This is a genomic window from Maricaulis sp. (assembly GCF_030149515.1).
Classification (GTDB): domain Bacteria; phylum Pseudomonadota; class Alphaproteobacteria; order Caulobacterales; family Maricaulaceae; genus Maricaulis.
Window position 1 is genome coordinate 1 of the sequence record NZ_JASBRI010000004.1, and the last position, 25,442, is coordinate 25,442.

Here is a 25,442-nt window from a genome sequence, read left to right on the forward strand (position 1 = left end):
CTGGGAATCAAGGAGCGCTTCGAGTTGCAGGGCCGCTTCGCCGTCCTCGTAATAGGCCGGACGCCGCTCACGCAAGCAAAATCCTTCGCGCTCATAGAGCCGGCGTGCAGCCAGATTGCTCTCCCTGACCTCAAGGCGCAGTGCACGCAGTCTTTCACACAGAGCCAGCTTGCGCGCGGCGGCGATCAGGGCGCTCGCCGCCCCTCGTCCGCGCGCGTCGGGATGGACTGCCAGCGAATAAATCCGCCCGGTGCGGCCGCCGCGCCGCAGGCTCAGCGCCAGGTATCCGGCGCCTTCGTCCGCCAGGAAAAAACGGGTCCGGCCGCCCTTCAGCATCCGGGCAAGATTGCGACGCGGAAAGCGGTCACGGTCGAAGCTGGCGGCTTCGATCGCGTCGATAGCCGGAAGGTCGCCCGGACCGGCTTCGCGGACGGCTACCGCTTCCATCGAATGGCGTAGAGGTCGAAGCGGCGATCGCGCAGATTGCGGACGGTGCCTTCCTGGCGCGCCCAGTCCAGATCGGTCAGATCGAGATCGGCGATCGACACGGTTTCCACGTTTTCCGAGCATTCCTCGGCGATCCCGTCGCGGGCGAAGGCGAAGTCGCAGGGTGTGAGAATGCAGGATTTGGCGTACTGGATGTCCATGTTTTCCACACCCGGCAGATTTCCCACATTCCCGGACATCACGACATAGCATTGATTCTCGATGGCGCGCGCCTGGGCACAATAGCGCACGCGCATATATCCCTGCCGGTTATCCGTACAGAACGGAACGAACAGGAGTTTGGCGCCGGCATCGATCAGCTTGCGGGCCAGTTCCGGGAACTCCGCGTCATAGCAGATAAGAATGCCGATCGGACCGCAATCGGTCTGGATCGTCGCGATATGATCGCCGCCCTTGATGTTCCACCAGTGGCGTTCGGACGGGGTGGGATGGATCTTTTCCTGGGCGTGTACCGATCCGTCGCGCAGGAAGACATAGGCCACGTTCTGGATGTCGCCATCATCGGTGCGTGTGGGGTGGGATCCGCCGATGATATTGATGTTGTACCCGATCGCCAGCTGGCGCATCGCTTCGATGAAGTGCGGCGTGTATTCGGTCAGCCGCTCGATCGACTGGGCGTGGGTCAGCCGGGTCTCTTCCAGCGACAGGAGCGCCAGGGTGAACAATTCAGGGAATACCACGAAGTCGGACCGGTAGTCCGAGGTCACGTCGACGAAGTACTCGATGTTGGAAATGAACTCCTCGAAACTCGACACGCGGCGCTGCTGGAACTGCACCGTCGCCACACGCACCGCACCCTTGGCTCCGGGCGGGGCGCTTTCGCTCTTGCGCTGCTCCACGGCGTAGGGGTTGCGCCAGACCATGTGGGTGGCATAGCCGCCCGAGGCCCGGTCTTCGGGCATATAGCCGCGCAGGACGCCGATCGGCTCATAACCCATCCGCGTCTGGAAGCGGATCACCGGATCGTTGACTTCCTGGGCGATCACCGCGGCCAGATAGGCCTTGGCGGAGGGATACTGCTTGCGCCGCCGCTTCCAGTTCGGCATCCGCCCGCCGAACACGACGCCCTTCAGTTCGAAACGCTCGGCGAGTTCCTTGCGGGCATCGTAGAGCCGCTGGCCGATGCGCAGGCGCCGCCGGTCCGGGTCGACACAGATCTCCATACCGTAGAGCCAGTCGCCATTGGGATTGTGCCGCGAGGCATAGCCGTTTCCGGTAATCTCGGCCCAGGTATGGCGGGCCAGCGCGGCCTCCTCGTCGATGATGAAGGAGGCGGCATAGCCCACGATCTCGCCCTCGTATTCGACGACGACCTGGCCTTCGGGAAAATTGATGATCTGGCCCTGGATCATGCTGTCCGAGTATGGGCCCATCTCGGTATAGACCTTGCCGCTCAGGGCGACGACACCGGGGATATCGGCCAGTTCGGCATTGCGCACTTGCAGGGCGGGACGGGAGGCTTGGCGGGGCATGACGGTTCCGTAAGACTGCTTCACCTAGCAGTTTGTCATGTCCCGCCCGCCGTCAAGCGGCGAGCGCCGAAGATCAGCTGACACCGTCGGATTGTTGCGCCGGCACCAGAAAATCGATGCGGCTGATGGCACCAATGCGCGTTCACAAATCCGTTGCCCGGGAAGACGCAGCGAAAATCTGTCCTATTATCGATACGGAAGTCATATCAGGACCCTTTCCCATGTTGTTCCGACCGCGAAAACCCTGGCAGGGCCGACAAGCCGATGTCACACCGAAATCGCTCTATCTCGACCGGCGGCGCATCATGACGGCGGGGGGCGCGCTCGCCCTCACCGGTCTTGTCGGCTGCAACGGATCGGAAACGCAGGCCGATTCCCCCACGTCCGCCGCTGCCCGGCCGGCATCGCCGCACGCGCCGGCCGATGGCGGCCTCAACTACACGAGCACAGACTATTCCGTGTCCGATGCCCTGACCCCGATCGATGCGGTTTCCGGCTACAACAATTTCTACGAGTTCGGTGTCGCCAAGGAAGATCCCGCCCGCTACGCCCACCGAATGACCGTAGATCCCTGGTCGATCGAGGTCGAAGGGCACGCGGCCCGCACCGGGCGCTTTGCGCTTGAGGATGTAGTCGATTTCAACGCACTGGAAGAGCGTATCTACCGTCTTCGCTGTGTCGAGGCCTGGTCGATGGTGATCCCCTGGATCGGCGTTCCGCTGGCGTCCGTGCTGCAACAGTTCGAGCCGACGGCGGACGCGCGCTATGTCGCCTTCGAGACCTATCTCAACCGCCAGGAAATGCGCGGCACCCGGTTTCCGGTTCTCGACTGGCCCTATGTGGAGGGCCTGCGCATGGACGAGGCGATGAACGAGCTCGCCTTCCTGGCAGTCGGCCTGTACGGCGACCTCCTGCCCAATCAGAACGGCGCGCCCGTGCGCCTCGTCGTGCCCTGGAAGTATGGATACAAGTCCATCAAGTCGATCGTGAAGATCCGCTTCGTTCCGGAACAGCCGCCCACCTCGTGGAATATCGCTGCCCCGAACGAGTACGGCTTCTATTCCAACGTCAATCCGAACCGGGCGCATCCGCGCTGGAGCCAGCGCACCGAACGCGTCATCGGCGGCGATCTGTTCGCCCGGCGCGACACGGAAATGTTCAACGGGTATGGGGATCAGGTCGCGCACCTCTATACCGGCATGGACCTGATCGAGAACCACTGATCATGGCGCGCAACGCCTTTCTGAGGGTTTTCGGCCAGCACTGGCTGAAACCGCTGACATTCTGGCTGCTGGCCCTGCCCGGCCTGTGGCTGGGCTGGCAGTGGACGTTGCTTCTGACCGCAATGCCGCACGATCTGGGGTTCAACCCGATCGAGACGACACACCGCTTCCTGGGCGATACGGCGCTGCGCATCCTCCTGATCACACTGGCAGTAACTCCGTTCAGGGACCTGACGCGCTGGCTGCCGATCATGAAGGTGCGCCGGCGCATCGGCCTGGCGGCCTTCTGGTACGCCTTTCTCCACATTGCCGCCTATCTCGGCCTCGACCTCTTCATCGCTGCGGGGATGAGTCTGGCCGGCATGCTGGCCGGCCTCTGGGAGGATGTGGCCGAACGCGTCTATATCACGCTCGGCATGGCAGCCTTCCTGCTGCTGATCCCTCTGGCCGCGACATCGTTCAACGCCACGATCCGGCTTCTCGGACCCAGGCTTTGGCAGCAGGTGCACTGGGCCATCTACCCGCTGGCGATCCTGGCTGTCCTGCATCACGGCTTCATGGAAAAGGGCAATCAGCCGATGCCCTGGATCCATGGCGGTATTCTCGCCGTCCTGCTGGGCTACCGGCTGGTGCGCACTGCGCGCAGGAGATCGCACGCCAGGCCCGTCGCATCCTGACGCTTCAGGATCAAAAGGGTCAGGCAAGACAGCCAGACCAGGCACGCCGCCAGGAACAGGCCGCCGCCATCCTGGTTCGGATCGATGCCCAGCGGGGTGAAGAGGTGGAAGCTCACCGCGCCCGTCATGATCGCCAGGCCGAGCAGGCTTCCCAGCACCTGAAGACGACGCAAAACGGGTATAAATCCAATCAATAGCAACGTCGAAGCAAACAGTTCTGCCGATCCGATAACGTATTGGCTGAAGAGCCCCGTGTGGTCGAACAGACCCGGCGCTCCCCAGCTGGCCGCCCAATCGTCGAGCCGGCCGAAGATTTCCTGCGTCTCAGGCGCGCCGGTGAACTTGTAACGCAGCGAGTCGAGAAAGACCGCACTGACGAAAAGCGGCAGCCCGATCGACACGATCCGGGAACCCCACTTGCGCATATCTGTCTCCATTCAAGAGCCCGGGCCGGTCATCACCCGGCCCATGTTCGTGCCCGCAATTATGGTCTATCAGCGTCTCGCACCAGTCACCCTTTCGCGAGCAATCGGGAGCCGCCGCATGAGCCTGCACATCACCGACCGTTTTGACAGTGGCAATATCGAGGTGCTCGATGCCGCCGATCCCTCCCGGATCCGGCTGGAGATCCGCAAGGACAACGGATCGGACTTCTACCAATGGTTCCACTTCCGTGTGACCGGCGCCCTGGGCGCACCGCTGACCATGGCGATCGAGAATGCCGGCGGTGCTGCCTATCTGGAAGGCTGGCCGGGCTACCGGGCCTGCGCGTCCTATGATCGCGAGACCTGGTTCCGCATCGACACATCCTACGAGAACGGCGTTTTGACCCTGCATCACACGCCGGAATGCGACACGGTCTGGTTTGCCTATTTCGCCCCCTACTCCATGGAGCGCCACCAGGACCTGCTCGCCTGGGCTCAATTACACAGCGCGGTCGATCTCGAGGTGATCGGCGAAACGCTGGACGGCCAGACGATGGACTGCCTCACGGTCGGTACCCCCGGAACAGGCAAGCGCACGGTATGGGTCACCGCCCGCCAGCACCCCGGCGAGACGATGGCCGAATGGTGGATGGAGGGTTTTCTGGCCCGCCTTCTGGATGACGAGGATCCGGTCGCGCGCACACTCCGCGAGAAGGCGGTTTTCCACATCGTGCCGAACATGAACCCCGATGGCAGCAAACGCGGGCATCTGCGCACCAATGCCAGGGGCGTCAATCTCAACCGCGAGTGGGACAAGGCCAGTCTGGAAAACTCGCCGGAAGTCTTTCATGTCCTCGAGCGTATGCGCGAAACCGGGATCGATCTCGCCCTGGACGTCCATGGTGACGAGGCCCTGCCCTACAACTTCATCGCCGGCGGCGAAGGCGCTCCGAATTTCGATGCCAGGGGCCAGGAGCTGCTGGACGGCTACAAGACCGCTCTCAAGACCGCCAGCCCCGACTTCCAGACCGGGCACGGCTATGCCGTCGATGCCCCCGGAAGCGCAAACCTTGCGATCTGCACCAATTACCTGGCCAACGAATTCCGCTGCCTGGCGATGACGCTGGAAATGCCCTTCAAGGACAATGCGGATCTGCCCGATCCGGTGCACGGCTGGTCGCCGGAGCGCTGCCGCAAGCTCGGCGCGGCCAATCTCGATGCCATGCTGGCCGTGATGGGCCGGCTGCGGTGACCATCTATGTCGATGCCGATGCCTGTCCGGTGAAGGACGAGATCATCCGGGTCGGTGAACGCCACCGGACCGAGATGCTGTTCGTGTGCGATGGCGGTCTGCGGCGGCCGAACTCGCAATGGGCCCGGCTGGTGATCGTCGAGGGCGGGCTGGATGCGGCCGACGACTGGATCGCCGAACATGTCGCGCCGGGCGACGTGTTCGTGACGGCGGACATTCCCCTTGCCGACCGCTGCATCAAGGCCGGTGCCATGGGCATAGATCCGCGCGGCAAGCTGTGGACGGCCGACAATATCGGCGCGTCGCTGGCAACACGGAACCTGATGAGCGATCTGCGCGAAGCGGGCACGGTGACCGGTGGCGCCAAACCCTTCGGCCCGAAGGACCGCTCCGCCTTTCTCGACGGGATGGAACGCGTGATGCGGCAAGCCGCCTCGGCGCGACGCGCTTGACGGCAACGCCGTTCCGTCGAGGATGGGCGCCGGGTAAGCAGAGCCCGCCTCAAGGCGGGCACGGGGAGAGTAAACCATGAAAGCACTTCTGGGCGGCGTCGCGATCGGCGCCCTGCTCGTGGCCGGCGGCCTTTATGTCTACAAGGGCATGGACAGTGGCACCGATGTCGGCAATCCCGCCGCCGGGACCGACGCCGCGGTCACGTCGGAACCGACCGTCGACGATGCCGAACAGTTCCTCGCCGATGCCGAAACGGAGCTGCGCGAATTCAGCGAGTTCGGGGCCCGCACGGCATGGGTGCAGAATAATTTCATCACCTATGACACCAACTGGCTGCTGGAGCGCATGTCGACCCAGTCCACGGAAATGGCCGTGCGCCTGGCCACCGAGACGGCCCGATACACCGATCTCGACCTGCCCGGGGATGCCGAGCGCAAGATGGGTGTGCTGCGGGCCGGCATCACCCTGCCCGCGCCGAACGATTCCGCGGCGGCCGCGCGCCTGTCCGAACTGACCACACGCATGGGCACGGCCTATTCGGCTGGCACGATGGAGATCGACGGCGAACAGGTCGATCACAACGAGCTCGAGAACATCATGCGCACGAGCCGGGATCCGGAATTCCTGGCCCATGTCTGGAATGGCTGGCGCCGGGCCTACGATCCCGCACAGATGTCGTCTGATTACGCTGAAATGGTCGATATCGCCAATCAGGGTGCGCGCGATCTGGGCTTCGACAATCTCGCCCAGATGTGGCTGTCCAATTACGACATGCCGGCCGACGAGATGGAAGCCGAGGTGGAGCGTCTCTGGGGCCAGGTTGCGCCCTTCTATGAAGAGCTGCACTGCCATGTCCGCGCCAATCTGAACGAGCTTTACGGCGATGAGGTCCAGCCGGCCGAAGGTCCGATCCGGGCCGATCTGCTGGGCAATATGTGGGCGCAGGGCTGGTCCTCACTCTCCGACGTGGCGTCGGTGGGCGACAGCGAGCCGGCCTACAATCTGACCGAACTCCTCGAAGGGGCCGGCTACACGCCGGTCCAGATGGTGGAAACGGCCGAGACCTTCTTCACCTCGCTGGGCATGGCAGAACTGCCGGAAACCTTCTGGGAACGCTCTCTGATCACCCAGCCGCGCGACCGGCAGGTCGCCTGCCATGCCTCGGCCTGGAATCTCGACAGCGAGGATGATTTGCGCATCAAGATGTGCACGCGCGTCAATGCGGACGATTTCGTCACCGTGCACCACGAGCTGGGCCATAATTTCTACCAGCGCGCCTACAACCATCAGGACTTTCTGTTCCAGAACGGTGCCCATGACGGTTTCCACGAAGCCATCGGCGATTTCATCGCCCTGTCGGTGACACCGGAATACCTGGTCCAGATCGGCCTGCTCGACGAATCCGACATGCCCGGCGCCGATGCCGATCTCGGCCTGCTGATGGATACGGCGCTCGACAAGATCGCCTTCCTGCCGTTCGCAGTGATGATGGATCAGTGGCGCTGGCAGGTGCTGCGCGGCGAGATCCAGCCGGAGAACTACAACGAGGCCTGGTGGGAGCTGCGCAACAGCTATCAGGGGATCACGCCGCCGGTCGACCGTCCGGCCGATGCCTTCGATCCGGGGTCGAAGTATCACATTGCCAACAACGTTCCCTATCTGCGCTATTTCCTGAGCCACATCCTGCAGTTCCAGTTCCACGAGGCGGCCTGCGAGATGGCGGGCTGGGAAGGCCCGCTCCACCGCTGCTCGATCTACGGCAACGAGGAAGTCGGCGAGCGCTTCAATGCCATGATGGAAATGGGGGCGGCCCAGCCCTGGCCGGACGCTCTGGAAGCCTTCACCGGCACGCGGCAAATGGACGGTTCGGCGATCATCGCCTACTTCCAGCCGCTCATGGAGCGCCTGCAGGAGGAAAACCAGGACCGCAATTGCGGCTGGTAGACTGCGTCACATGAAACGGAAAAGGCGGCCCTTGCGGCCGCCTTTTTCATACTGGCCTATCCCCCCAGGAAGACCCGTTCGAAGGCCCACCACAGCGCGATCAGGGCAATGGCGCCGGACACGATCCGTACCAGCCATGGATGCCAAGGGGCTTCGCGGAACCAGCGCAGGGCCAGCCAGCAGGCCGCGATGACGGTCAGCTGGCCCACTTCGACACCCGCATTGAAACTCAACAGCGCCGGCACAAGCTGGCCGGTGGGAAGGCCGAGTTCGGCCAGCACACCGGCAAAGCCCAGCCCGTGGAAAAGGCCGAAGATGAAGACAATGGCCGGGCGCCAGCGTGTCATGTCCCTGAAGACAATATTCTCCACGGCCACGAATGCGATCGAGAGGGCGATGATCGGTTCAACGATGGAGGCCGGCAGATTGACCACGCCCAGCGTGGCCAGACCCAGTGTGATCGTATGCGCGACCGTGAAGGCCGAAATCTGCCAGACCAGCGGTCCCAGCCGTGTGGAGGCGAAAAAGAGCGCCAGCACGAACAGGATGTGATCCAGCCCCTTGGGCAGGATATGCGTATACCCCAATTGCAGGTACAGCCAGACAATGTCCCAGACCGTCTGTTCGGCGGCTTCCAGCATCGCGTCCCCCTCGTTTAAGGCGCAGGAACGCTATTCGCCCCCCGCTCCCGCTTCAAGCGCCGCTCGCGGTCGGCCGCGCATCGCGTTAAACCCTAATCACGAAGCCGGACGTCAATGAGTCGGCCAAACCACGGGAGTTGCGCCATGAGCGACCAGTTCACATCCCGGGTGGATGTGTCCGGTGAGGACATTCACTGGGATTTCAAGGATGCAATGTCCTATGGCGGTTATCTCGGCCTCGACAGGCTGCTGGGTGCGCAGAAACCGCTTACCCGCGAACATGACGAAATGCTGTTCATCGTTATCCACCAGGTCGGCGAGCTGTGGATGAAACTGGTTCTGCACGAGGTCGAAGGCGGAATCTCACACTTGCGGAAGGACGAGGTCGGGCCGGCGCTGAAAATGTTCGCCCGGGTCTCGCGCATCCAGGAACAGCTGATCCATGCGTGGGACGTGCTGTCGACGATGACCCCGGCCGACTATCTCGCCTTTCGCGAAGCGCTGGGTCAGAGCTCGGGCTTCCAGTCGTTCCAGTATCGTACGCTGGAATACAGGCTGGGGAACAAGAACGCTGCGCTGGCCCGGGTCCACAAGGACAATCCGCCAGCGCATCAGATGGTGACACGGGCGCTGGAACTGCCCAGCCTGTGGGATGAAACCCTGCGCCTGCTGGCGCGGCGGGGTTATGCTATACCGGCCAGCCGGGTCGAACGCGACTGGCGCGAGCCCTACGAACCTTCCGCGGCCGTGGAAGATGTCTGGCAGACCATCTACCGCGGCAGCGACACGCATTGGGAAGCCTATGAGCTGGGCGAGAAGCTGGTCGATCTGGAACATAAATTCCAGCAGTGGCGGTTCAATCACATGAAGACGGTCGAGCGTATTATCGGCTATCGGAAAGGTACCGGGGGAACATCCGGCGTGTCCTATCTGGTCAAGGCGCTGGATCTGCGTTTCTTCCCGGAAATCTGGACCGTGCGGACCTCGCTTTGATGGCGGCTGACCAATGAAAACAATCGAAGAAATACGATCTCTCGACGCCGCGGATCCACTGGCGGATTTCCGCAACCGGTTCGAACTGCCCGACGGGGTGATCTATCTTGACGGAAATTCGCTGGGCGTGATGCCGAAATCGGCGCCGGAACGCATGGCGCAGGTCGTGAAGACTGAGTGGGGACAAGACCTTATCCGGTCCTGGAACCGGCATGACTGGATCGGCTATCCACGCCGCCTGGGCGCCAAGATCGCGCCGCTGATCGGCGCCAGGCCGGACGAAGTCGTCGTCGCCGATTCGACCTCTATCAACATTTTCAAGGCGTTGTCGGCCGCTCTTCAACTTAACCCTGACCGTCCCGTTATCCTGTCGGAACGGGGCAATTTCCCCACCAATGTGTACATGATGCAGGGCCTCAGTGCGCACAGCGCAGGCGCGATCGAGCACCGACTCGTGGACACGAGCGAACTGGAATCACATTTCGACAACAATGTCGCCGCACTCCTGATCACCCAGGCCCACTACAAGACCGGATATCTGCACGACATGCAGGCCATCACCGCGGCGGCGCAGGCCAAGGGCATCGTGGTGATCTGGGATCTGTGCCATTCCGCAGGCGCGCTGGAGATCGATCTTCACGCCTGCAATGCCGATATGGCCGTCGGCTGCGGCTATAAATATCTCCATGGCGGACCGGGGGCGCCGGCCTTCATTTTCGTCGCCGAACGGCACCAGAACCGGATCATGCCGGTCCTCTCCGGCTGGCTGGGCCATGCCCGCCCCTTCGACTTTTCCGACGACTACGTGCCGGCCGGGGGAATCGACCGGTTCAAGTGCTCCTCGCCCAGCATCCTGGGCATGGCGGCCCTGGAATGCGGGCTGGACATTCATGCCGCGGCCGACATGGCGGCGGTCCGCACGAAGTCGGTTGCGCTGACCGAGCTCTTTATCGAGCAGGTCGAGGCGCGGGTCGGCGAAATGGGATTCCGGCTTGCCAGCCCCCGCGACCCGGCGATCCGGGGCAGCCAGGTCTCCTTCCATCACGAAAACGGCTATCCGGTCATGCAGGCGCTGATCGCACGCGGCGTGATCGGGGATTTCCGAGATCCGGACATCCTGCGTTTCGGCTTCACCCCGCTCTACACCAGTCATGAGGACGTGTTCCGGGCGGCCGGGATCCTGCAGTCGATCATGGAAAGCGGGGAATGGCGCGAACCGCGTTTCAGCGTGCGCGCGGCGGTGACCTGATCGGATTTGCGGTATTGCCGCACTGGCGAAATTCCGCCCCAACCCCTTAGGATCGTTTCGCGTTTGCGGGCAGACGTATTAGTGTCCCGCCCGCACAAGCCCGGTGAACCCCATGCATTTCGGCGTCTTCGACCTCTTCAAGATCGGTATCGGCCCCTCCTCCTCGCACACGGTAGGTCCCATGAAGGCGGCGAAACTCTTCGTCGAACGGGCCCTGGCCGATGCCGGGGGAGCGCCCATCCTGCGCCTCGAGACCGAGCTCTACGGCTCGCTCGCCCTGACGGGACTGGGCCATGGCACCGATACCGCCGTCCTTCTGGGCCTGGAGGGCAATGATCCCGCACGCATCGATCCGGACACGATCCAGAACCGGCTGGCCCGTATCCGCGCCGACAAGACGCTGAAGCTCGCCAACGGGAGCGAGATCCCCTTTGAAGAAAAGCGCGATCTGGATTTCCGCGGCGATGTGCGCCTGCCCTTCCACCCCAATGCCTTGAAGTTCAAGGCCTATGGCGAAGGCGAGAGCGTGATCCGCGAGGAGATCTGGTATTCCATCGGCGGCGGTTTCGTCATCGACGAGGCCGAGGCCGGCAAGAATTCCGCCGCCGATGTGAAGGAGGGCGAGCCCTTCCCCTTCAACTCGGCCGCCGAACTCCTGGAGACCGGCGAGCGCGAGGGCCTGTCGATCCACCGCATCATGCTGGCCAATGAACGCACCTTCCTGCCCGAGGACACGATCCGCGCGGGCATAGAAAGCCTCTGGCGGGCGATGGAGGATTGTATCGACCGGGGGCTGACCGAAGACGGCGTCCTGCCGGGCGGGCTGAATGTGAAACGCCGCGCGCCCAAGCTTCACCGCGACATCCTCGCCAATCCGGTAAGCCCGGACGAGGACCCCCTCGCCGCGATGGACTGGATCAATCTCTGGGCGATGGCGGTGAACGAGGAAAACGCTGCCGGCGGCCGGGTCGTGACCGCGCCGACCAATGGCGCGGCCGGCGTCATCCCGGCCGTGGCGCGCTATTTCGACAAGTATCACCGCGATCCCGACGATGAGGAGGCGCTGCAGCGCTTCTTCCTGACCGCAGCGGCGATCGGTTCGCTGTACAAGAAGAACGCCTCCATCTCCGGTGCCGAGGCCGGCTGCCAGGGCGAAGTGGGGGTTGCCTGTTCCATGGCTGCCGCGGCGCTGGCGGCCGCCATGGGGGCGGACAATAACCAGATCGAGGATGCCGCCGAGATCGGCATGGAACACAATCTGGGCCTGACCTGCGACCCGGTCGGCGGCCTGGTGCAGATCCCCTGTATCGAGCGCAATGCCATCGGCGCCATCAAGGCGATCGACGCCGCCCGCCTGGCCCTCAAGGCCACATCCGCGGACATGAAGGTCTCCCTCGACCAGGTCATAGAGACCATGCGCCAGACCGGTGTGGACATGCAGGAGAAGTACAAGGAAACCAGCCAGGGCGGATTGGCGGTGAATGTGGTGGCGTGTTGATGGGCCACCGCATCAACCCAGCCCTTTCGAAACCCTTGGCAAATAATGCAAGATTGTCGCTTCGAACGCTTCCGGGGAAGAGGTGTTCAAGCCGGGAATGGGATTGTCGTTTGTCGGAGTCATGACCCATCTCGCGGGCGGCATTTTACTTTTTGGTTTGTTCGTCGTTGGCGTTTGGACACTCCTCACCAAGTCACTCTCGATCGGCCTCTCTATGATTGGCGGTACCTCAGTCGGCGGCCGGGTTTTAAATATTGTCTCGGGACAGTTCGCAGTCGCAGGCAGCACGATAATCGAGAACGAGACTCAAGCGGGAATTCAGAGAAACACCGACCAAATTTGATCCAAACCAACGGGATTAACCAGGACGCGCGGGTTTCAGACAGCGAGGTGTTTCATTGATACAACGGCAATATCCAGTTCAAAGACAAAAAGGCGGCCCTGTCGGAGCCGCCTTTCTCATGTCTGGACTGTCAAACCGGATCAAGCCGCTTCGTGTTCGACCAGAGCGTCGGACACGGTGTACTTGGCCTCGGTCTTCCCGGCGATTTCCTCCAGGGTCGCGCCCGGGGCCAGCTCGATCAGTTCGAGATGGTCGCCCTTTACATCGAACACGCCGAGCGTGGTGATGATGCGGTCGATACACGCCTTGCCCGTCAGCGGCAGGGTGCACTCCTTGAGCAGTTTGGGTTCGCCGGCCTTGTTGGCATGATCCATGATCACCACAACGCGCTTGACGCCGGCGACAAGGTCCATGGCGCCGCCCATCCCCTTCACCAGCTTGCCGGGGATCATCCAGTTGGCGATATCGCCGGTCTCGGACACTTCCATCGCACCGAGAATGGAGATGTCGATATGTCCGCCGCGGATCATGGCGAAACTGTCGGCGGAGGAGAAATAGGAAGTGCGCCGCAGCTCGGTAATGGTCTGCTTGCCGGCATTGATCAGGTCCGGGTCGACCTGGTCCTCGTAGGGGAAGGGCCCCATGCCCAGCATTCCGTTCTCCGACTGCAGGGTAACGTCGATATCCTCGGCGATGTGGTTGGCCACCAGGGTGGGAATGCCGATACCGAGATTGACGTAGAAACCGTCTTCCAGTTCCTGGGCGGCGCGGGCCGCCATTTCATCGCGTGTCCAGGCCATTATGCGCTCTCCCTTTCGCGAACGGTGCGCTGTTCGATACGTTTTTCAAACGCGCCCTTGACGATGCGCTGCACGAAAATGCCCGGTGTGTGGATGCTGTCCGGATCCAGTTCGCCCAGGCCGACGATTTCCTCGACCTCGGCGACGGTGACCTTGCCGGCCGTGGCCATCATCGGATTGAAATTGCGGGCCGTCTTGCGGAAGACCAGATTGCCTTCCGGATCCGCCTTCCAGGCCTTGACGATGGAGAGGTCGGCAGTGAGCCCCGTCTCCATGATATAGGTCTCGCCGTCGAATTCGCGGTGTTCCTTGCCTTCTGCGATCATCGTGCCGACACCGGTCTTGGTGAAGAACCCGGGAATGCCCGCACCGCCAGCGCGGATGCGCTCGGCCAGCGTGCCCTGGGGATTGAATTCGAGCTCCAGCTCGCCGGACAGGAACTGGCGCTCGAACTCCTTGTTCTCGCCGACATAGGAGGAGACCATTTTCCGGATCTGCTTGTTGTCCAGCAGGACACCGAGACCGAACCCGTCGACCCCGCAATTGTTCGAGATCACGGTCAGATCCTTCACGCCCGTGGCGTGCAGGGCCGCGATGGCGTTTTCGGGAATGCCGCACAAACCGAACCCTCCGGCCATGATCGTCATTCCGTCAAACACCAGGCCGTCCAGGGCGGCCTTGGCGTCAGGATATACCTTTTTCATGCAGACCTCTGTGTGAAGTTGATATTCGGTTCATGTTTTATATCGCAGCCGCAGCAAAAAGCTAGCCGGACTGGTTTTCTGCCCCGGATTCGGCCTGTCTGGCGCGGTGGCGGGAATCGATCTCGATCGCCAGGGCACCGCCGAAGAACACCGCATAGGCCGACCAATAAATCCACAGCAGGAAGACCACAAGGGCACCCAGCGAGCCATAGACCGAGAAGTCCACCAGTTGCGCCACATAGGCCGAAAAGCCTTTCGACAGGCCCAGCCACAACAGGGTCACGACAAAAGCAGCGAAGGTGGAGGCGCGCCAGGTCACCGCTTCCGACCTGCGGCGCATGGTCATGCGGTAGAGCAGCTCCAGCGCCACGAACATGAAGGCTGCAGCCGCCGTCCACTCATTGATAAGTCCGCCGAAATCGAGCGGTTCCAGGCCCAGGAATTCAAAGACCTGGCGCAGCACGACCGGCACGACGAGCACGGCCAGGTTGGCTGCAGTCAGCAACGCCCCGCCAATGAGCACCGAGCCCATCGCCAGGATGTTGAAATGGATGACATTGCGGATGTCCTGGTCTTCGGCGAGATGATTGAGCCCGGCTATCACCGCCTTCACCCCGCGCGAGGCGGCGAACAGCGCGATGGCCAGGGCAATGGCACCGTTGACCGACAGCGCCGAGATCGGCGCGTTGGCCAGCCGTCCCATCTGCTCCAGCACGAAATCCTCCGCTCCGGCCGGCATGATCCCGGCAAAACGGGCGAACTGCGCCTCGGCATCCTCGATCGAGTAGGCCAGGCCATAGACCGACATGCCCAGCGCCATGGCAGGGAACAGGGCCAGCATGCCGAAATAGGATGCCCCGCCGGCAAACAGCATGACATCCCGCGCCATCGACCGGCTGACGGCGGCCACGAAGATCGACAGGAAGACGAAGACCGGGTGCGATCTGAGACCGGATTTATTCAGAGACTTGATCATCCGTCCGTCCCGGGGCCCCCTGCTCCCGCCCGTGCTGGAATCGATACCGGCCGGACATAGTCCGGCTCTTCAGACTAGGATAGCCCCATGTCCTTCTCCAAGGCAGTGGAATTGCTGCAACTGGCTCGCATGGCCTCCGGCTATGCCGGCGTCTCGCTTTCCGAGATCGAGCGCGAATTCGGCTGTGTGCGGCGCACGGCCCAGCGCATGACCGAGGCGCTGGTGCGGGTCTTTCCCGACACCGAGGACTATATGGACGGCGAAAACCACAAGCGCTGGCGCGTGCCGCGGCGCAAGGTGGCGGAATTCTTCGCCCCGACGGCCGACGAAGTGGCCGCCCTGGAACTGGCAGGAACCGCGCTGGAGCGCCAGGGTCTGACCCGGGAGGCCGGCCAGCTGCGCTCGCTGCGGGAGACCATCAACATGCTTCTGCCCGACAAGCGCCGGCCGGGGCTGGAAGCCGATGAGGAAGCACTGCTGGAAGCCATGGGTCATGCCGCTCGCCCCGGTCCGCAACCCGTCTCCGACCCGCGCATCGACGGCGCTATCGCACAGGCGCTCAAGGGGCCCTTCGTCCTGGAAATCGCCTATCGCGGCCGCCAGGATTCCGAGGCCAAGATCCGCCGGATCGAGCCCTACGGACTGCTCCTGGGGGCACGCCGCTATCTGGTGGGGCGCGATGTGGCCCGCGGCGACAAGGTGATGCGTCACTACCGCGTCGAGGACATCGAAACCGCGCAGGTCACCGACGACTGGTTTGCCCGCGACGAGGATTTCGACCTCGATGCCTATGCCAACCGCGCCTTCGGCGTCTTCCAGAGCGAGGCCGAATACGGCGAAGTGGTATGGAAATTCACGCCCAGGGCCGCGCCCCACGCCGCCCGCTTCCGCTTTCACCCGCTGCAGACCAGCGAAACGCTTGAGGACGGATCGCTGGTCGTGCGGTTCACGGCCTCCGGCCTCCTGGAAATGTGCTGGCATCTCTATGCCTGGGGAGACCAGGTGGACGTTCTCGAACCCCCGGCCCTCGCAGATCTCGTGAAGGGTTACCGCCGCAGCGACTTCCCGGGCCTGCCCTAGTGGCGCAATCCTAGTCGTCCGGCCTGAAATGCAGTGTGACCTGTTCGGGCAGGAGAAGGTCGTGGATGAAATCGCCTTCGACCCGCGTCCAGACGGCCGTTACATCACGGACGGCCTGCCCGTCCGTCCAGCCGGACCAGCTCACATGCTCGTCGTTCTCGATCCGGTATTCCGCGACAAAATGATAACCATCCTCCGCCGGGGTGAGATTGTAGGCGCTGCAATCGATCGTGTCCTGGGCGGCCCAGACCAGCGCACCGTCACGGAAGGACAATGTGCCCGGAACACTGACCAGGCCCGCAACACCCCGCGCCCGGATCCGTCCTTCAACCTCGAGACCGTCAATACTGGCCTCGCTCGGGGCGATCGTCATGGGGCTGCCGGGCACGTATCCGGCGGACGGGCAGACCGATACAGACAAACTCGATACCAGGTAGATGATTGTCGTGGACATGGCAGACCTCGGCGTTTTGTTTCATCCCGCGCCATCTATCCATAGCGGTGAATAGTATTCATGCAATACAGCCGGCTTCTCCCGAAAAGACCGCTCAGCGAACCGCGATGCGAACCTGTTCAGCCGGCAGCCAGGAGGGCATGGAATGACCGTCGGCCAAGCTCATCGCCAGCTGGTAACCCTTGGCCAGATAGCGGCAGACCGAGCGCAGGTCTTCCACATGCAGGCAGTCGATCGTGTCGCCCGGGCGCTGCATGCGGTAGAAGCCGTCCCGGAAACGGTGCGGGACCATGTTGCGCAGCGCGCCGCCGGCGCCCTCCACATAGGCATTGATCGCGATGGCCATGAGGCTCTCCATCAGGTTCGTGTCCGTCGATGGAAATCACTCTGACAGGTTCGCGCGACAAAACCTGTCACCCCTGTATGCGGCGAAAAAGAAACGCCGGTTGTTGGGGGCAACCGGCGTTTCAGGGCTATCTAAATCGATATCGAGACCGGCCAACGAGCGAGGGACTACAGGGTGTTCGCCGATCTCGAGCATGACAGTGCCAAATCCGCTCTGAACCCGACATGAACGGAAAGCTGAACGAAGTTTTCGCCCTGCCCGCAATACCCGCCTTGCCAGCATGCCCGGGCTTGGGTATCGCAATCATTCCTTTCCGCCACAGGTTAACCCGGTGAATGCACGCACGGACATGGTCTGGACCCAGGCAGCGCTCGACCAGGCTTGCGAGCGTCATGGGCGCTTCCTGGCCGGACAGAAACAGGGGGCACGCGCGGAGTTCGCAGGAGCCAGGCTGGCGAAACTGGACCTTTCCGGACGCGACCTGCGCGATGCCGATTTCCGCGATGCCGACCTCTCCGGCTGCCGGTTCGACCGGGCCGACTGTACCGCTGCCATATTTGCCGGTGCCGACCTGGGCGGCGCCCGCCTGATCGGGACCGTGCTGGAGGCGGCCGACTTTCGCGGTGCACGGCTGGCGGCGGCGGTGCTTGTTGGCGCGCACCTGCAAAGTGCGGATTTTCGGGAACTGGCGCGGCCAGGCAGTGAAGGTGCAGCGTCCGTCCGCGCAACCGTGCTGGACGGGGCGGATCTTTCGGGCGCCAACCTGGCCGGTGCGCGTCTGGCGGGCTGTTCGGCCCGCAAGACCGTATTCGACGATGCCGATCTCGCCCGCGCCCGGTTGAACCGCGCCGATCTGGACGGTGCCAGCCTGTGTGAAGCCCGCCTTGATGGCACGGACTTTGCCGGCTCGCGCCTGGTCAAGACCGATCTGCGCAGTTCGGACCACAGCCGCGCCCGCATGGAGATGGCTGTGACCGACGGCGTGTTGACCGGCCCCCATCCCGACCGGCCCGCTCCCCCGGCCACGCGTGCGCCGGACCGGGCAGCCGACGACCTCTTTGCAGCGCATATCGCACGTGTCGAGAGCCGCGCGGGGGACGAGGCCGATCTGTCCGGACTGGACCTCACCGGTGCGGCGCCTCTTGCGGGGGCCGCTCTCACGGCCTTGCGGGCAGCAGGCTCGAACCTGTCCGGGCTCGATCTCCGGCGGGCTCACCTTCAGGGCGCCCGCCTGGCCGGATCCGACTTGCGCGGCTGCGATCTGCGCGAAGCGGACCTGCGCGGCGCAGACCTTGCCGGCGCCCTCCTGCAGCACACCGATCTGCGCGGCGCCCGCCTGACCCCGCTGAGCCTGGCGGGTGGACGTGTTGTGCCGGTCAATCTGGAAGGCGCGCGGCTGCGCTATGCCGATCTGCGCATGGCCGACCTCACGGGGGCCCGTCTGACCGGTGCGGTCCTGGACTATGCCCGGATCGACGGACCCGCGCGCGAACGGGCGGACCTGAACAACTCTCAGGCCGAACGCGTGTTCGAGGACTGAATTCAGCCCTTAACTGCCCAGTCGGAGAGCACGGCCTCCCGGTCGGCACCGGGAACCGGCGCTGCACCCTGAATCGCACCGGGCGTGCGGGAAAAGCGCGGCGCCGGCGCCGGCTGGCGCACACCGTCCAGTTCGGCATAGCTCCCGCGTTCCACCATATGCGGATGCTCCGCCGATTCCGCGTAATCAAGCACGGGCGCGAAACAGGCATCGGTGCCTTCCAGGAGTTCGCACCATTCATCCCGCGTTCTCTTCTTGAAGAGCATCGCGAAATGGGTTTTCGCCTCGGCCCAATTGCGCCCGGCCCAGTCGGCCGGATACGCACCGGGGTCCACGCCGAGCTTCTCACACAAAAGGGCATAGAATTCCGGTTCCAGCGGCCCCACGGACACATGCTTCCCGTCGGCACATTCGTAGACGGTGTAGAAATGCGCCGCGCCGTCCAGCAGGTTGGCGCCGCGCCGCGTCGACCACAGGCCCAGGGCCGCCAGCTGGTGCTGGGACGCCATCAGCGAGACCGCGCCGTCGACGATGGCAGCATCGACCACCTGCCCCTCGCCCGTCGCGCGTGCATGATGCAGCGCCGCCAGGACACCGAAGCCAAGATACATCGCCCCGCCCCCGAAATCGCCGACGAGATTGAGCGGAACCGCGGGCCTGCCCTCGTCGCCGATCGCGCCCAGGGCACCAGCCAGCGCGATATAGTTGATGTCATGACCGGCGGCATGGGCCAGCGGTCCATACTGTCCCCATCCTGTCATGCGGCCGTAGACCAGCGCCGGATTGCCCTTCAGCGCCACGTCGGGGCCCAGACCCAGGCGCTCCATCACGCCGGGACGATAGCCTTCCAGGAGAATGTCGCATTTGGCGATGAGATCGCGGCACAGCGACAGTTCGCGCGCGTCCTTGAGATCAAGGGCGATTGAGCGCCGGCCACGCGCGAGAACGTCCGCTGCGCCCCCGCCCTGGGCGCCGGGCCGGTCGATCCGCACCACATCCGCCCCCATGTCGGACAGCATCATGCCGCAGAAAGGTGCCGGACCCAGTCCGACAAACTCCAGCACTTTAACGCCTTTTAGAGGACCTTGAGGTTTCATGTCGCCAACCTTTGATTCGTCTGTTCCAGAAGCGTGGCACTTGTGACAAACTCGCGAAATACAGCAACGACGATTAAGTCGGCAGGGGGACGTATGGGACGCACGCTGGACGTCCTGGTTTTCGGATTGTCCGAGCGCGTGGACAGCCTGGCCGAGCAATTGGGCCGGCTCGCCCTGAATTGCCGGATCGTCCGTGCCGACAGCCCGCCTGCCCGGCGGCCGCGCCCCTGGGCCGGCGGCATCATCCTTGCCGAATGCGAAAACGATGTGGATGACGGGCTTAAAGCCTTTGCCCGCTTTACGGAGACCGAACATCCGGTTGTCGTCGTCGGGCCCGCCGGCATGGCCAAGCGCGACGGCGTGGATGCCTGGTTGCGCGATCCCGCACCGGCGGTACAGATCGCCGCACGCATACGCGCCCTCTTCCGTCTGCAGACCATGGAAATCGTTGCCCGGCGCCGGGCCGAGGTGACCGCCCTTTATGGCCAGCGCCGCCCGGTCTTCGAGCGCCAGGACAGCCCGCCTGCCATCCTGTATGTCGGCGATGCCTCGCCCCGCTTCATGGCCTTGCGGCATGCGATGGAGGCCGCCAATGCCGAGATCGTCGCGGCGTTTTCCTCCTATTCCGCCTTCGACTATCTGCACGAACGGCCCTTCGACGCCGTCATTCTCAACGCCATGGGCAAGCGCGACATCGCCTTCACGATTTCCTCGGCCATGCGGCGCAATGCGCGGCTCTATCACACGCCGGTCTTGCTTCTGACCGATACAATCGACAGCCAGGCATCCGAAGAGGCCTTTGCCCGCGGCGTGTCGGACATTCTGCCGGCCACATCGGACGATCGGGAAATGCGCGAACGCATTCTCACGCTGACCGACGAACGCCGGCGCCGGCGCGAGGCCAAATCAGCCCTGGAATCCTGCCGCGATCCCCGTTCTCTGGATATCGATACGGGCCTGTTCAATTCCGGCTTCCTGACCTCGCACATCCAGGATCTCCTGAATGCATCCGCCCGCGACGAGGCCTCCTTCGCTCTCCTGGCGCTGCAGGTGCTCCTGCCCGAGGGCACGGCTGCGCCGGACAGCATCTCTGCGGAAAAAGCCCGCCGGCAGTTTGCGGCCATGCTGCGCCATCTACTGCGTACCGAGGACGCCGCCGCACGTTTTTCAACCGACAAGTTCCTAGCCGTTCTGCCCTTTACCGATACGCCGGGCATCGATTGCGTGGCCGCCCGGGTCGCCGCGATCGCGGAATGCACCGCCTTTGAAAGCGAAGACCCGCTCCAGCCCTTCCGGCTCAGCGTGCGCGCCGCACCGGTGCAATCGCGGCCGGGCGAGACGGCGGAAGCCTTGATCGAACGCGCCGTGCGGGCCCTGGCAAGCCCGGCCCAGATCGTCGCGCAGGCCTGACCGGATCGCGACGCTCGATAAAGTCCTGCAGTTTCCGCAATAGTCCCGCATATTCTCCTGTCAGTTCCGGCAGGACTTCAGAAGACTTTCCCGAATGCCGGGCAGGAGGTGCCGCGGCGCTAACAGGGGATCATCATGAAATTCGGCGATTATTTGCGGCAGAAGCGGGAAGACCGCGGCTGGACCCAGCCCGAGGCTGCGGCCCGCGCGCATATCGAGCAATCCTACCTGTCCAAACTGGAGACCGGGCGTTCCTATCCCTCCGACGATGTCTTCGATCGCCTGGTCGAGGCGCTGGGCATCGATGCGGCGGAACTCAGCGAAAGCGTATCGGCTGCCGAGCTCGACCGGCTGAGGGAAATCCGCGAGGTGCGTGCCGCAGTGATTGCCGGCCAGGCCAACCGCCTGCGCCTGACCCGCGGCTGGCTGCTGCTCGGCCTCGTCTTCCTGATGCTGGGCGGAGGCGCGCTGGGCGTTTCGCGGATCGATCTGTCGCGGGACAGCCAGCTCTACTACTACCGCTCCGAAGGCGTGCTGGCCGCCGATGAGAGCCCGCGCCTGTTCGACCAGGTCCGCCACACCCTGCCCGCCGACGATCCCCGTAATAACGAGATCCGGGCCCTGCGCGAGCGGATCGACCAGGTCGACGTCGTCACCGACCGCAATCGCGGCAGCGGCTATTACGAGGACGTGGAAAACGGACGCCGGTATTTCGACCTCTATGAGAACGAGGTCGTGACGCTGTCCAATCCGCTGCGCTGGTTCCTTGTCCCGGCCCTGGTCTTCCTGCTGGGCAGCCTGGGCTGTTTCTTCATCAGCTTCCGCTGGCGCTAGGCCGGATCAGGCCCGGGCCGCCTCGGCCTGGGCCTGTTTCGCCCGGCTGGCGATATCTGCCAGCGGCGCCATCGCGCGCTCGATTGCGCGCAGACGGTCTTCCGGCGCATCCCATTCGGCGCGCAGGACCAGCTTGTGGTCGGGCCGCACCTTGAACAGGGCCTGATTCCTCGAAATGTGTTCGACGAGGCCGGCGGGGTCGATGAATTTGTCGCCGCGGAAATGGATTACCGCGCCCTTCGGGCCGGCATCGACCTTTTCCACCCCGGCATGCTTGCAGAGCGACTTCACCGCGACAACGCGCATCAGGGTTTCCACTTCCTGTGGCAAGGGGCCGAAACGGTCGATCAGTTCGGCAGCGAAGGCCTCGCGGTCGGTCTTGGTGTCCAGCGATGAGAGACGGCGGTAGAGCTGCAGGCGCACATCGAGATCCGGAACATAATGGTCCGGAATCAGCACGGCACCCCCGGCATTGATCTGCGGCGACCAGTCGCCGTCTTCGGCCTCGTTGCCCCCGCCGCGCAGTGAGGCGACCGCTTCTTCCAGCATGGACTGGTAGAGCTCCACGCCGACATCCTTGATATGGCCGGACTGTTCCTCGCCCAGGAGATTGCCGCCGCCGCGCAGATCAAGATCGTGCGAGGCCAGGGTGAAACCGGCGCCCAGACTGTCCAGCGACTGCATGACTTTCAGCCGCTTCTCCGCCCCGTCGGTGATTTTCTGGCGCATCGGTGTGGTGAGATAGGCATAGGCGCGGGTCTTGGACCGCCCCACTCGTCCGCGCAGCTGGTAGAGCTGGGACAGGCCGAACCGGTCGGCCCGGTGCACCACAAGCGTGTTGGCGGTGGGGATGTCGATGCCGGATTCCACGATCGTGGTGGACAGGAGCACGTCGTAGCGGCCCTCGTAGAAGGCCGTCATGATGTCTTCCAGCTGTCCGGCTGCCATCTGTCCGTGGGCGGTAACATGGGAGACTTCCGGCACGCTCTCGCGCAGGAACTGTACCGCCTCCTCCAGATCGGAAATCCGTGGCACCACGAAAAAGGCCTGGCCACCCCGGTATTTTTCGCGCAACAGCGCCTCGCGTACCGAGACCGGATCGAAGGGCGCCACATAGGTTCGCACGGCTAGGCGGTCGACCGGCGGGGTGGCGATGATGGAAAGATCGCGAATGCCCGTCAGCGCCAGCTGCAGGGTGCGCGGAATGGGCGTCGCAGTGAGGGTGAGCACGTGCACATCGGTGCGCAGCTCCTTCAGGCGTTCCTTGTGCTTCACGCCGAAATGCTGTTCCTCGTCGACGATCAGCAGGCCGAGATCGGAGAATTTCACCGTCTTGGCCAAAAGCGCATGCGTGCCGACGACGATCTCGGCCTTGCCGGCGGCGAGTTCGTCGCGCGTGGCCTTGGCCTCCTTCGAAGAGACCAGGCGCGAGAGCTGGCGCACCTTGACGGGCCAGTTGCGGAAACGCTCCTGGAAGGTCTTGAAATGCTGACGCGCCAGCAAGGTCGTCGGTGCCACGACAGCCACCTGACGTCCGCTCATGGCCACCACAAAGGCCGCACGCAGGGCGACTTCGGTCTTGCCGAAGCCGACATCGCCGCAGATCAGCCGGTCCATCGGCCGGCCCTTTGTCAGGTCGGAGAAGACATCCTCGATGGCGTTGAGCTGATCGTCGGTCTCGGCATAGGGGAAGGCGGCGCAGAACTCGTCGAAAATCCCGCTGGCGGGTTCGATCGGGTCGGCCTTGCGGGCCATGCGTTCCGCGGCAATCTTGATAAGCTGGTCGGCCATGTCGCGCAGCCGCTTCTTGGCCTTGGCTTTGCGCGCCTGCCAGGCGACCCCGCCCAGCTTGTCCAGCTGGGCGCTTTCCGCGTCGGCCCCGTAGCGCGAGAGAAGCTCGATATTCTCCACTGGCAGGTAGAGCTTCGCCTCACCGGCATATTCCAGCTCGATGCAATCGTGCGGCGCCTCCTGGACCGGCAGGGTTTTCAGGCCGATGAAACGGCCCAGCCCGTGATCGGCATGGATTACCAGATCGCCCGGCGACAGTGAGCCCGCCTCGACGATGATGTCGGCAGATTTGCGGCGGCGGCGCGGCCGGGCGAGGCGGTCGCCAAGAATGTCCTGCTCGGAGAGGACCGCCAGCATGTCGGTCTCGAACCCGCGCTCGAGCGGCAGCACCACCCGGGCGACGGCGATATCGGGCAGCCGGTCGACTTCGGCCCAGCTCTCGCAGGGACGGATACCGGAAATCCCGTGTTCGCCGAGCACACCGGCCAGACGTTCCGAAGCCCCCGGCGACCAGGAGGCCAGCACGATGCGTTTTCCGGCCCGGCCGAGTTCGCGGATATGCGCGGCGGCCGCGTCGAACACGTTGGTGTTCTGTGCGGCCCGTTCGGCGGTGAACGTGCGCCCCTGCTTGCCCCCGGCATCGATCGTCTGGGGGCCGGGCTCCCGAAAGGCGGTATAGCGGCGTACTGCCCGGCCTTCGAGCGCGGCGGTCCAGTCGTTCTCGCCGAAATAAAGAGCATCGGGCTTCAGGGCGCGATAGGTCGGGGCCGACAGCGCGCTGTCATGCTTGGCCTCGCCCGCCGCCATGCGCGACTGGTAATAGTCGGCGACCTGTTTCAGCCGCTCGTCCAGCGCATCCTCGGCGAGATGGTCGATGGAGATGAGCGCGTCGCCGGGCAGATAGTCGAAGGGCGTGGCCAGGTCTTCGTAGAAGAGCGGCAGCCAGTGCTCCACGCCGGCCGGACGCGCACCGGCCGATACCTGTTCGTATACCGGATCGTCCTTGACCGCGCCGAATATCTTTACAAAGCCCGAACGGAAGCGCGAGACGCTGGCTTCGTCCAGCAGGACTTCGCTGACCGGCGTGAAGGCGATACCATCCATCTGGCGCGTCGAACGCTGAGTTTCCGGATCGAAAGCGCGGATCGATTCCAGCGTGTCGCCGAAGAAGTCAAGGCGCACCGGTTCCGGCGCGCCCGGCGGATAGACATCCACCACACCGCCACGCACGGCATAATCGCCCGGCTCCATCACGGTGGCGGTGCGGGCATAGCCATTGACGGCGAAATGCTGTTTGAGCACTTCCACATCCACACTCGCGCCGGGCTTCACCGCGATCCCGGCACCGGCCAGAACCGCCTGCGGCGAACAGCGCTGGGCCATGGCATTGACCGTGGTGACCAGGAAGGCCGGCCGGCCGAATTCGCCCGAGGCCAGGCGCGCCAGTGTCGCCGCCCTCCGGGCAGCCACACGCGGGGACGGCGAGATGCGGTCATAGGGCTGGCAGTCCCAGGCCGGCAGGCGCAGCACCTCGATATCCGGCGCAAAGAACTCCAGCGCCGAGACGAAGGCGGCCGCCCGGCTGTCATCGCGCGCAACGAATACATTGAGCCCGCCATGCTGGCGCGACGCCCCGGCAAAAATCAGGGCGTCCAGTCCTTCCGGTGCCCCGCACACGGTGGCCGCACCCTGGGCCCTTGCGATCATTTCGAAATCCGACATTCCCGTTCCGC

24 protein-coding genes are annotated in these 25,442 nt (G+C 63.9%); 13 read left to right on the plus strand and 11 right to left on the minus strand.

Features of this window, described 5'->3' with window-relative positions:
• The coding region (locus tag Q1U94_RS02425; RefSeq protein ID WP_300541576.1) for a GNAT family N-acetyltransferase at positions 1-447 on the minus strand (447 nt) is incomplete at its 3' end.
• The gene (locus Q1U94_RS02430; RefSeq protein ID WP_300541578.1) at positions 435-1,979 is read right to left on the minus strand and encodes a GNAT family N-acetyltransferase; all 1,545 of its coding nucleotides are present in this window, start codon (positions 1,977-1,979) and stop codon (positions 435-437) included. The genes Q1U94_RS02425 and Q1U94_RS02430, both read right to left, overlap by 13 nt.
• A gap of 221 nt (positions 1,980-2,200) precedes the next feature.
• Between Q1U94_RS02430 and msrP the strand changes: the two genes are divergently transcribed.
• Both msrP and Q1U94_RS02440 read left to right on the plus strand, forming a co-directional pair.
• Positions 2,201-3,202, plus strand: coding sequence for a protein-methionine-sulfoxide reductase catalytic subunit MsrP (gene msrP / locus Q1U94_RS02435; RefSeq protein ID WP_300541579.1), 1,002 nt, complete (start codon positions 2,201-2,203; stop codon positions 3,200-3,202).
• Positions 3,203-3,204: 2 nt separating this feature from the next.
• On the plus strand, positions 3,205-3,879 hold the full coding sequence (locus Q1U94_RS02440) for a protein-methionine-sulfoxide reductase heme-binding subunit MsrQ (RefSeq protein ID WP_300541581.1): 675 nt from the start codon (positions 3,205-3,207) through the stop codon (positions 3,877-3,879).
• Here Q1U94_RS02440 and Q1U94_RS02445 read toward each other — a convergent pair.
• The gene (locus tag Q1U94_RS02445; protein ID WP_300541583.1) at positions 3,822-4,304 is read right to left on the minus strand and encodes a hypothetical protein; all 483 of its coding nucleotides are present in this window, start codon (positions 4,302-4,304) and stop codon (positions 3,822-3,824) included. The genes Q1U94_RS02440 and Q1U94_RS02445 overlap by 58 nt on opposite strands.
• Before the next feature lie 124 nt (positions 4,305-4,428).
• Here Q1U94_RS02445 and Q1U94_RS02450 point away from each other — a divergent pair, with 124 nt between their 5' ends.
• The 3 genes from Q1U94_RS02450 (at position 4,429) to Q1U94_RS02460 (ending at position 7,953) form a co-directional block, all read left to right on the plus strand.
• Complete coding sequence (locus Q1U94_RS02450) at positions 4,429-5,556, plus strand: M14-type cytosolic carboxypeptidase (RefSeq protein WP_366917245.1); 1,128 nt, start codon at positions 4,429-4,431, stop codon at positions 5,554-5,556.
• Complete coding sequence (locus Q1U94_RS02455; RefSeq protein WP_300541587.1) at positions 5,553-6,008, plus strand: YaiI/YqxD family protein; 456 nt, start codon at positions 5,553-5,555, stop codon at positions 6,006-6,008. The genes Q1U94_RS02450 and Q1U94_RS02455 overlap by 4 nt, the downstream gene beginning before the upstream one ends.
• Before the next feature lie 76 nt (positions 6,009-6,084).
• The gene (locus Q1U94_RS02460) at positions 6,085-7,953 is read left to right on the plus strand and encodes a M2 family metallopeptidase (protein ID WP_300541589.1); all 1,869 of its coding nucleotides are present in this window, start codon (positions 6,085-6,087) and stop codon (positions 7,951-7,953) included.
• A gap of 56 nt (positions 7,954-8,009) precedes the next feature.
• Here Q1U94_RS02460 and Q1U94_RS02465 read toward each other — a convergent pair whose 3' ends face one another.
• Positions 8,010-8,594, minus strand: a complete 585-nt coding sequence (locus Q1U94_RS02465) for a HupE/UreJ family protein (protein ID WP_300541591.1) — start codon at positions 8,592-8,594, stop codon at positions 8,010-8,012.
• Between the two features lie 144 nt (positions 8,595-8,738).
• Between Q1U94_RS02465 and kynA the strand changes: the two genes are divergently transcribed.
• From kynA to Q1U94_RS02485, 4 genes are all read left to right on the plus strand, one after another.
• Positions 8,739-9,587, plus strand: a complete 849-nt coding sequence (gene kynA / locus Q1U94_RS02470; protein WP_300541593.1) for a tryptophan 2,3-dioxygenase — start codon at positions 8,739-8,741, stop codon at positions 9,585-9,587.
• A 13-nt stretch (positions 9,588-9,600) separates the two neighbouring features.
• A complete protein-coding gene (gene kynU / locus Q1U94_RS02475) occupies positions 9,601-10,836 on the plus strand; it encodes a kynureninase (protein ID WP_300541595.1) in 1,236 nt (411 codons plus the stop codon).
• 112 nt (positions 10,837-10,948) lie between these two features.
• Positions 10,949-12,334, plus strand: coding sequence for an L-serine ammonia-lyase (locus tag Q1U94_RS02480; RefSeq protein ID WP_300541597.1), 1,386 nt, complete (start codon positions 10,949-10,951; stop codon positions 12,332-12,334).
• A 121-nt stretch (positions 12,335-12,455) separates the two neighbouring features.
• A complete protein-coding gene (locus Q1U94_RS02485; protein WP_300541599.1) occupies positions 12,456-12,677 on the plus strand; it encodes a hypothetical protein in 222 nt (73 codons plus the stop codon).
• Positions 12,678-12,817: 140 nt separating this feature from the next.
• Here the strand turns inward: Q1U94_RS02485 and Q1U94_RS02490 are convergent, their stop codons facing one another.
• The 3 genes from Q1U94_RS02490 to Q1U94_RS02500 all read right to left on the minus strand — a co-directional run bounded on the left by Q1U94_RS02490 (position 12,818) and on the right by Q1U94_RS02500 (position 15,157).
• Positions 12,818-13,477, minus strand: a complete 660-nt coding sequence (locus Q1U94_RS02490; protein ID WP_300541601.1) for a CoA transferase subunit B — start codon at positions 13,475-13,477, stop codon at positions 12,818-12,820.
• Positions 13,477-14,181, minus strand: a complete 705-nt coding sequence (locus tag Q1U94_RS02495) for a CoA transferase subunit A (protein ID WP_300541603.1) — start codon at positions 14,179-14,181, stop codon at positions 13,477-13,479. The genes Q1U94_RS02490 and Q1U94_RS02495 overlap by 1 nt, the downstream gene beginning before the upstream one ends.
• A 61-nt stretch (positions 14,182-14,242) precedes the next feature.
• Positions 14,243-15,157: a YihY/virulence factor BrkB family protein gene (locus Q1U94_RS02500; protein WP_300541605.1), complete on the minus strand. Its 915-nt coding sequence runs from the start codon at positions 15,155-15,157 to the stop codon at positions 14,243-14,245.
• 87 nt (positions 15,158-15,244) lie between these two features.
• On the opposite strand from Q1U94_RS02500, the gene Q1U94_RS02505 reads away from it, so the two are divergent.
• Positions 15,245-16,237, plus strand: coding sequence for a WYL domain-containing protein (locus tag Q1U94_RS02505; protein ID WP_300541607.1), 993 nt, complete (start codon positions 15,245-15,247; stop codon positions 16,235-16,237).
• 10 nt (positions 16,238-16,247) lie between these two features.
• Here Q1U94_RS02505 and Q1U94_RS02510 read toward each other — a convergent pair whose 3' ends face one another.
• Positions 16,248-16,691, minus strand: a complete 444-nt coding sequence (locus Q1U94_RS02510) for a hypothetical protein (protein ID WP_300541609.1) — start codon at positions 16,689-16,691, stop codon at positions 16,248-16,250.
• Between the two features lie 94 nt (positions 16,692-16,785).
• Positions 16,786-17,037, minus strand: a complete 252-nt coding sequence (locus Q1U94_RS02515) for a hypothetical protein (protein WP_300541611.1) — start codon at positions 17,035-17,037, stop codon at positions 16,786-16,788.
• A gap of 331 nt (positions 17,038-17,368) precedes the next feature.
• Here Q1U94_RS02515 and Q1U94_RS02520 point away from each other — a divergent pair, with 331 nt between their 5' ends.
• Positions 17,369-18,577, plus strand: coding sequence for a pentapeptide repeat-containing protein (locus tag Q1U94_RS02520; RefSeq protein WP_300541613.1), 1,209 nt, complete (start codon positions 17,369-17,371; stop codon positions 18,575-18,577).
• A gap of 2 nt (positions 18,578-18,579) precedes the next feature.
• On the opposite strand, the gene Q1U94_RS02525 is transcribed toward Q1U94_RS02520, so the two are convergent.
• Positions 18,580-19,674 carry a CaiB/BaiF CoA-transferase family protein gene (locus Q1U94_RS02525; RefSeq protein ID WP_300541615.1) on the minus strand — a complete coding sequence of 365 codons (1,095 nt, stop codon included), beginning with the start codon at positions 19,672-19,674 and terminating at the stop codon, positions 18,580-18,582.
• A gap of 93 nt (positions 19,675-19,767) precedes the next feature.
• Here Q1U94_RS02525 and Q1U94_RS02530 point away from each other — a divergent pair, with 93 nt between their 5' ends.
• Positions 19,768-21,084: a diguanylate cyclase gene (locus Q1U94_RS02530; RefSeq protein ID WP_300541617.1), complete on the plus strand. Its 1,317-nt coding sequence runs from the start codon at positions 19,768-19,770 to the stop codon at positions 21,082-21,084.
• A gap of 135 nt (positions 21,085-21,219) precedes the next feature.
• Positions 21,220-21,918, plus strand: a complete 699-nt coding sequence (locus Q1U94_RS02535; protein ID WP_300541619.1) for a helix-turn-helix transcriptional regulator — start codon at positions 21,220-21,222, stop codon at positions 21,916-21,918.
• Between the two features lie 6 nt (positions 21,919-21,924).
• On the opposite strand, the gene mfd is transcribed toward Q1U94_RS02535, so the two are convergent.
• Positions 21,925-25,431 (minus strand): transcription-repair coupling factor, encoded by a 3,507-nt coding sequence (gene mfd / locus Q1U94_RS02540; RefSeq protein WP_300541621.1) that lies wholly within the window; start codon positions 25,429-25,431, stop codon positions 21,925-21,927.
• Positions 25,432-25,442: the final 11 nt, after the last annotated feature.

Bases quoted from the DNA above. Each gene is read 5' to 3' on its own strand.
- Q1U94_RS02495 (WP_300541603.1), bottom strand. From the start codon at position 14,181: ATGAAAAAGGTATATCCTGACGCCAAGGCCGCCCTGGACGGCCTGGTG.
- Q1U94_RS02440 (WP_300541581.1), top strand. From the start codon at position 3,205: ATGGCGCGCAACGCCTTTCTGAGGGTTTTCGGCCAGCACTGGCTGAAA.
- Q1U94_RS02510 (WP_300541609.1), bottom strand. From the start codon at position 16,691: ATGTCCACGACAATCATCTACCTGGTATCGAGTTTGTCTGTATCGGTC.
- Q1U94_RS02465 (WP_300541591.1), bottom strand. From the start codon at position 8,594: ATGCTGGAAGCCGCCGAACAGACGGTCTGGGACATTGTCTGGCTGTAC.
- kynU (WP_300541595.1), top strand. From the start codon at position 9,601: ATGAAAACAATCGAAGAAATACGATCTCTCGACGCCGCGGATCCACTG.
- Q1U94_RS02430 (WP_300541578.1), bottom strand. From the start codon at position 1,979: ATGCCCCGCCAAGCCTCCCGTCCCGCCCTGCAAGTGCGCAATGCCGAA.
- Q1U94_RS02445 (WP_300541583.1), bottom strand. From the start codon at position 4,304: ATGCGCAAGTGGGGTTCCCGGATCGTGTCGATCGGGCTGCCGCTTTTC.
- Q1U94_RS02480 (WP_300541597.1), top strand. From the start codon at position 10,949: ATGCATTTCGGCGTCTTCGACCTCTTCAAGATCGGTATCGGCCCCTCC.
- mfd (WP_300541621.1), bottom strand. From the start codon at position 25,431: ATGTCGGATTTCGAAATGATCGCAAGGGCCCAGGGTGCGGCCACCGTG.
- Q1U94_RS02500 (WP_300541605.1), bottom strand. From the start codon at position 15,157: ATGATCAAGTCTCTGAATAAATCCGGTCTCAGATCGCACCCGGTCTTC.
- Q1U94_RS02490 (WP_300541601.1), bottom strand. From the start codon at position 13,477: ATGGCCTGGACACGCGATGAAATGGCGGCCCGCGCCGCCCAGGAACTG.
- Q1U94_RS02460 (WP_300541589.1), top strand. From the start codon at position 6,085: ATGAAAGCACTTCTGGGCGGCGTCGCGATCGGCGCCCTGCTCGTGGCC.
- Q1U94_RS02505 (WP_300541607.1), top strand. From the start codon at position 15,245: ATGTCCTTCTCCAAGGCAGTGGAATTGCTGCAACTGGCTCGCATGGCC.
- Q1U94_RS02525 (WP_300541615.1), bottom strand. From the start codon at position 19,674: ATGAAACCTCAAGGTCCTCTAAAAGGCGTTAAAGTGCTGGAGTTTGTC.
- kynA (WP_300541593.1), top strand. From the start codon at position 8,739: ATGAGCGACCAGTTCACATCCCGGGTGGATGTGTCCGGTGAGGACATT.
- Q1U94_RS02485 (WP_300541599.1), top strand. From the start codon at position 12,456: ATGACCCATCTCGCGGGCGGCATTTTACTTTTTGGTTTGTTCGTCGTT.
- Q1U94_RS02530 (WP_300541617.1), top strand. From the start codon at position 19,768: ATGGGACGCACGCTGGACGTCCTGGTTTTCGGATTGTCCGAGCGCGTG.
- msrP (WP_300541579.1), top strand. From the start codon at position 2,201: ATGTTGTTCCGACCGCGAAAACCCTGGCAGGGCCGACAAGCCGATGTC.
- Q1U94_RS02535 (WP_300541619.1), top strand. From the start codon at position 21,220: ATGAAATTCGGCGATTATTTGCGGCAGAAGCGGGAAGACCGCGGCTGG.
- Q1U94_RS02515 (WP_300541611.1), bottom strand. From the start codon at position 17,037: ATGGCCATCGCGATCAATGCCTATGTGGAGGGCGCCGGCGGCGCGCTG.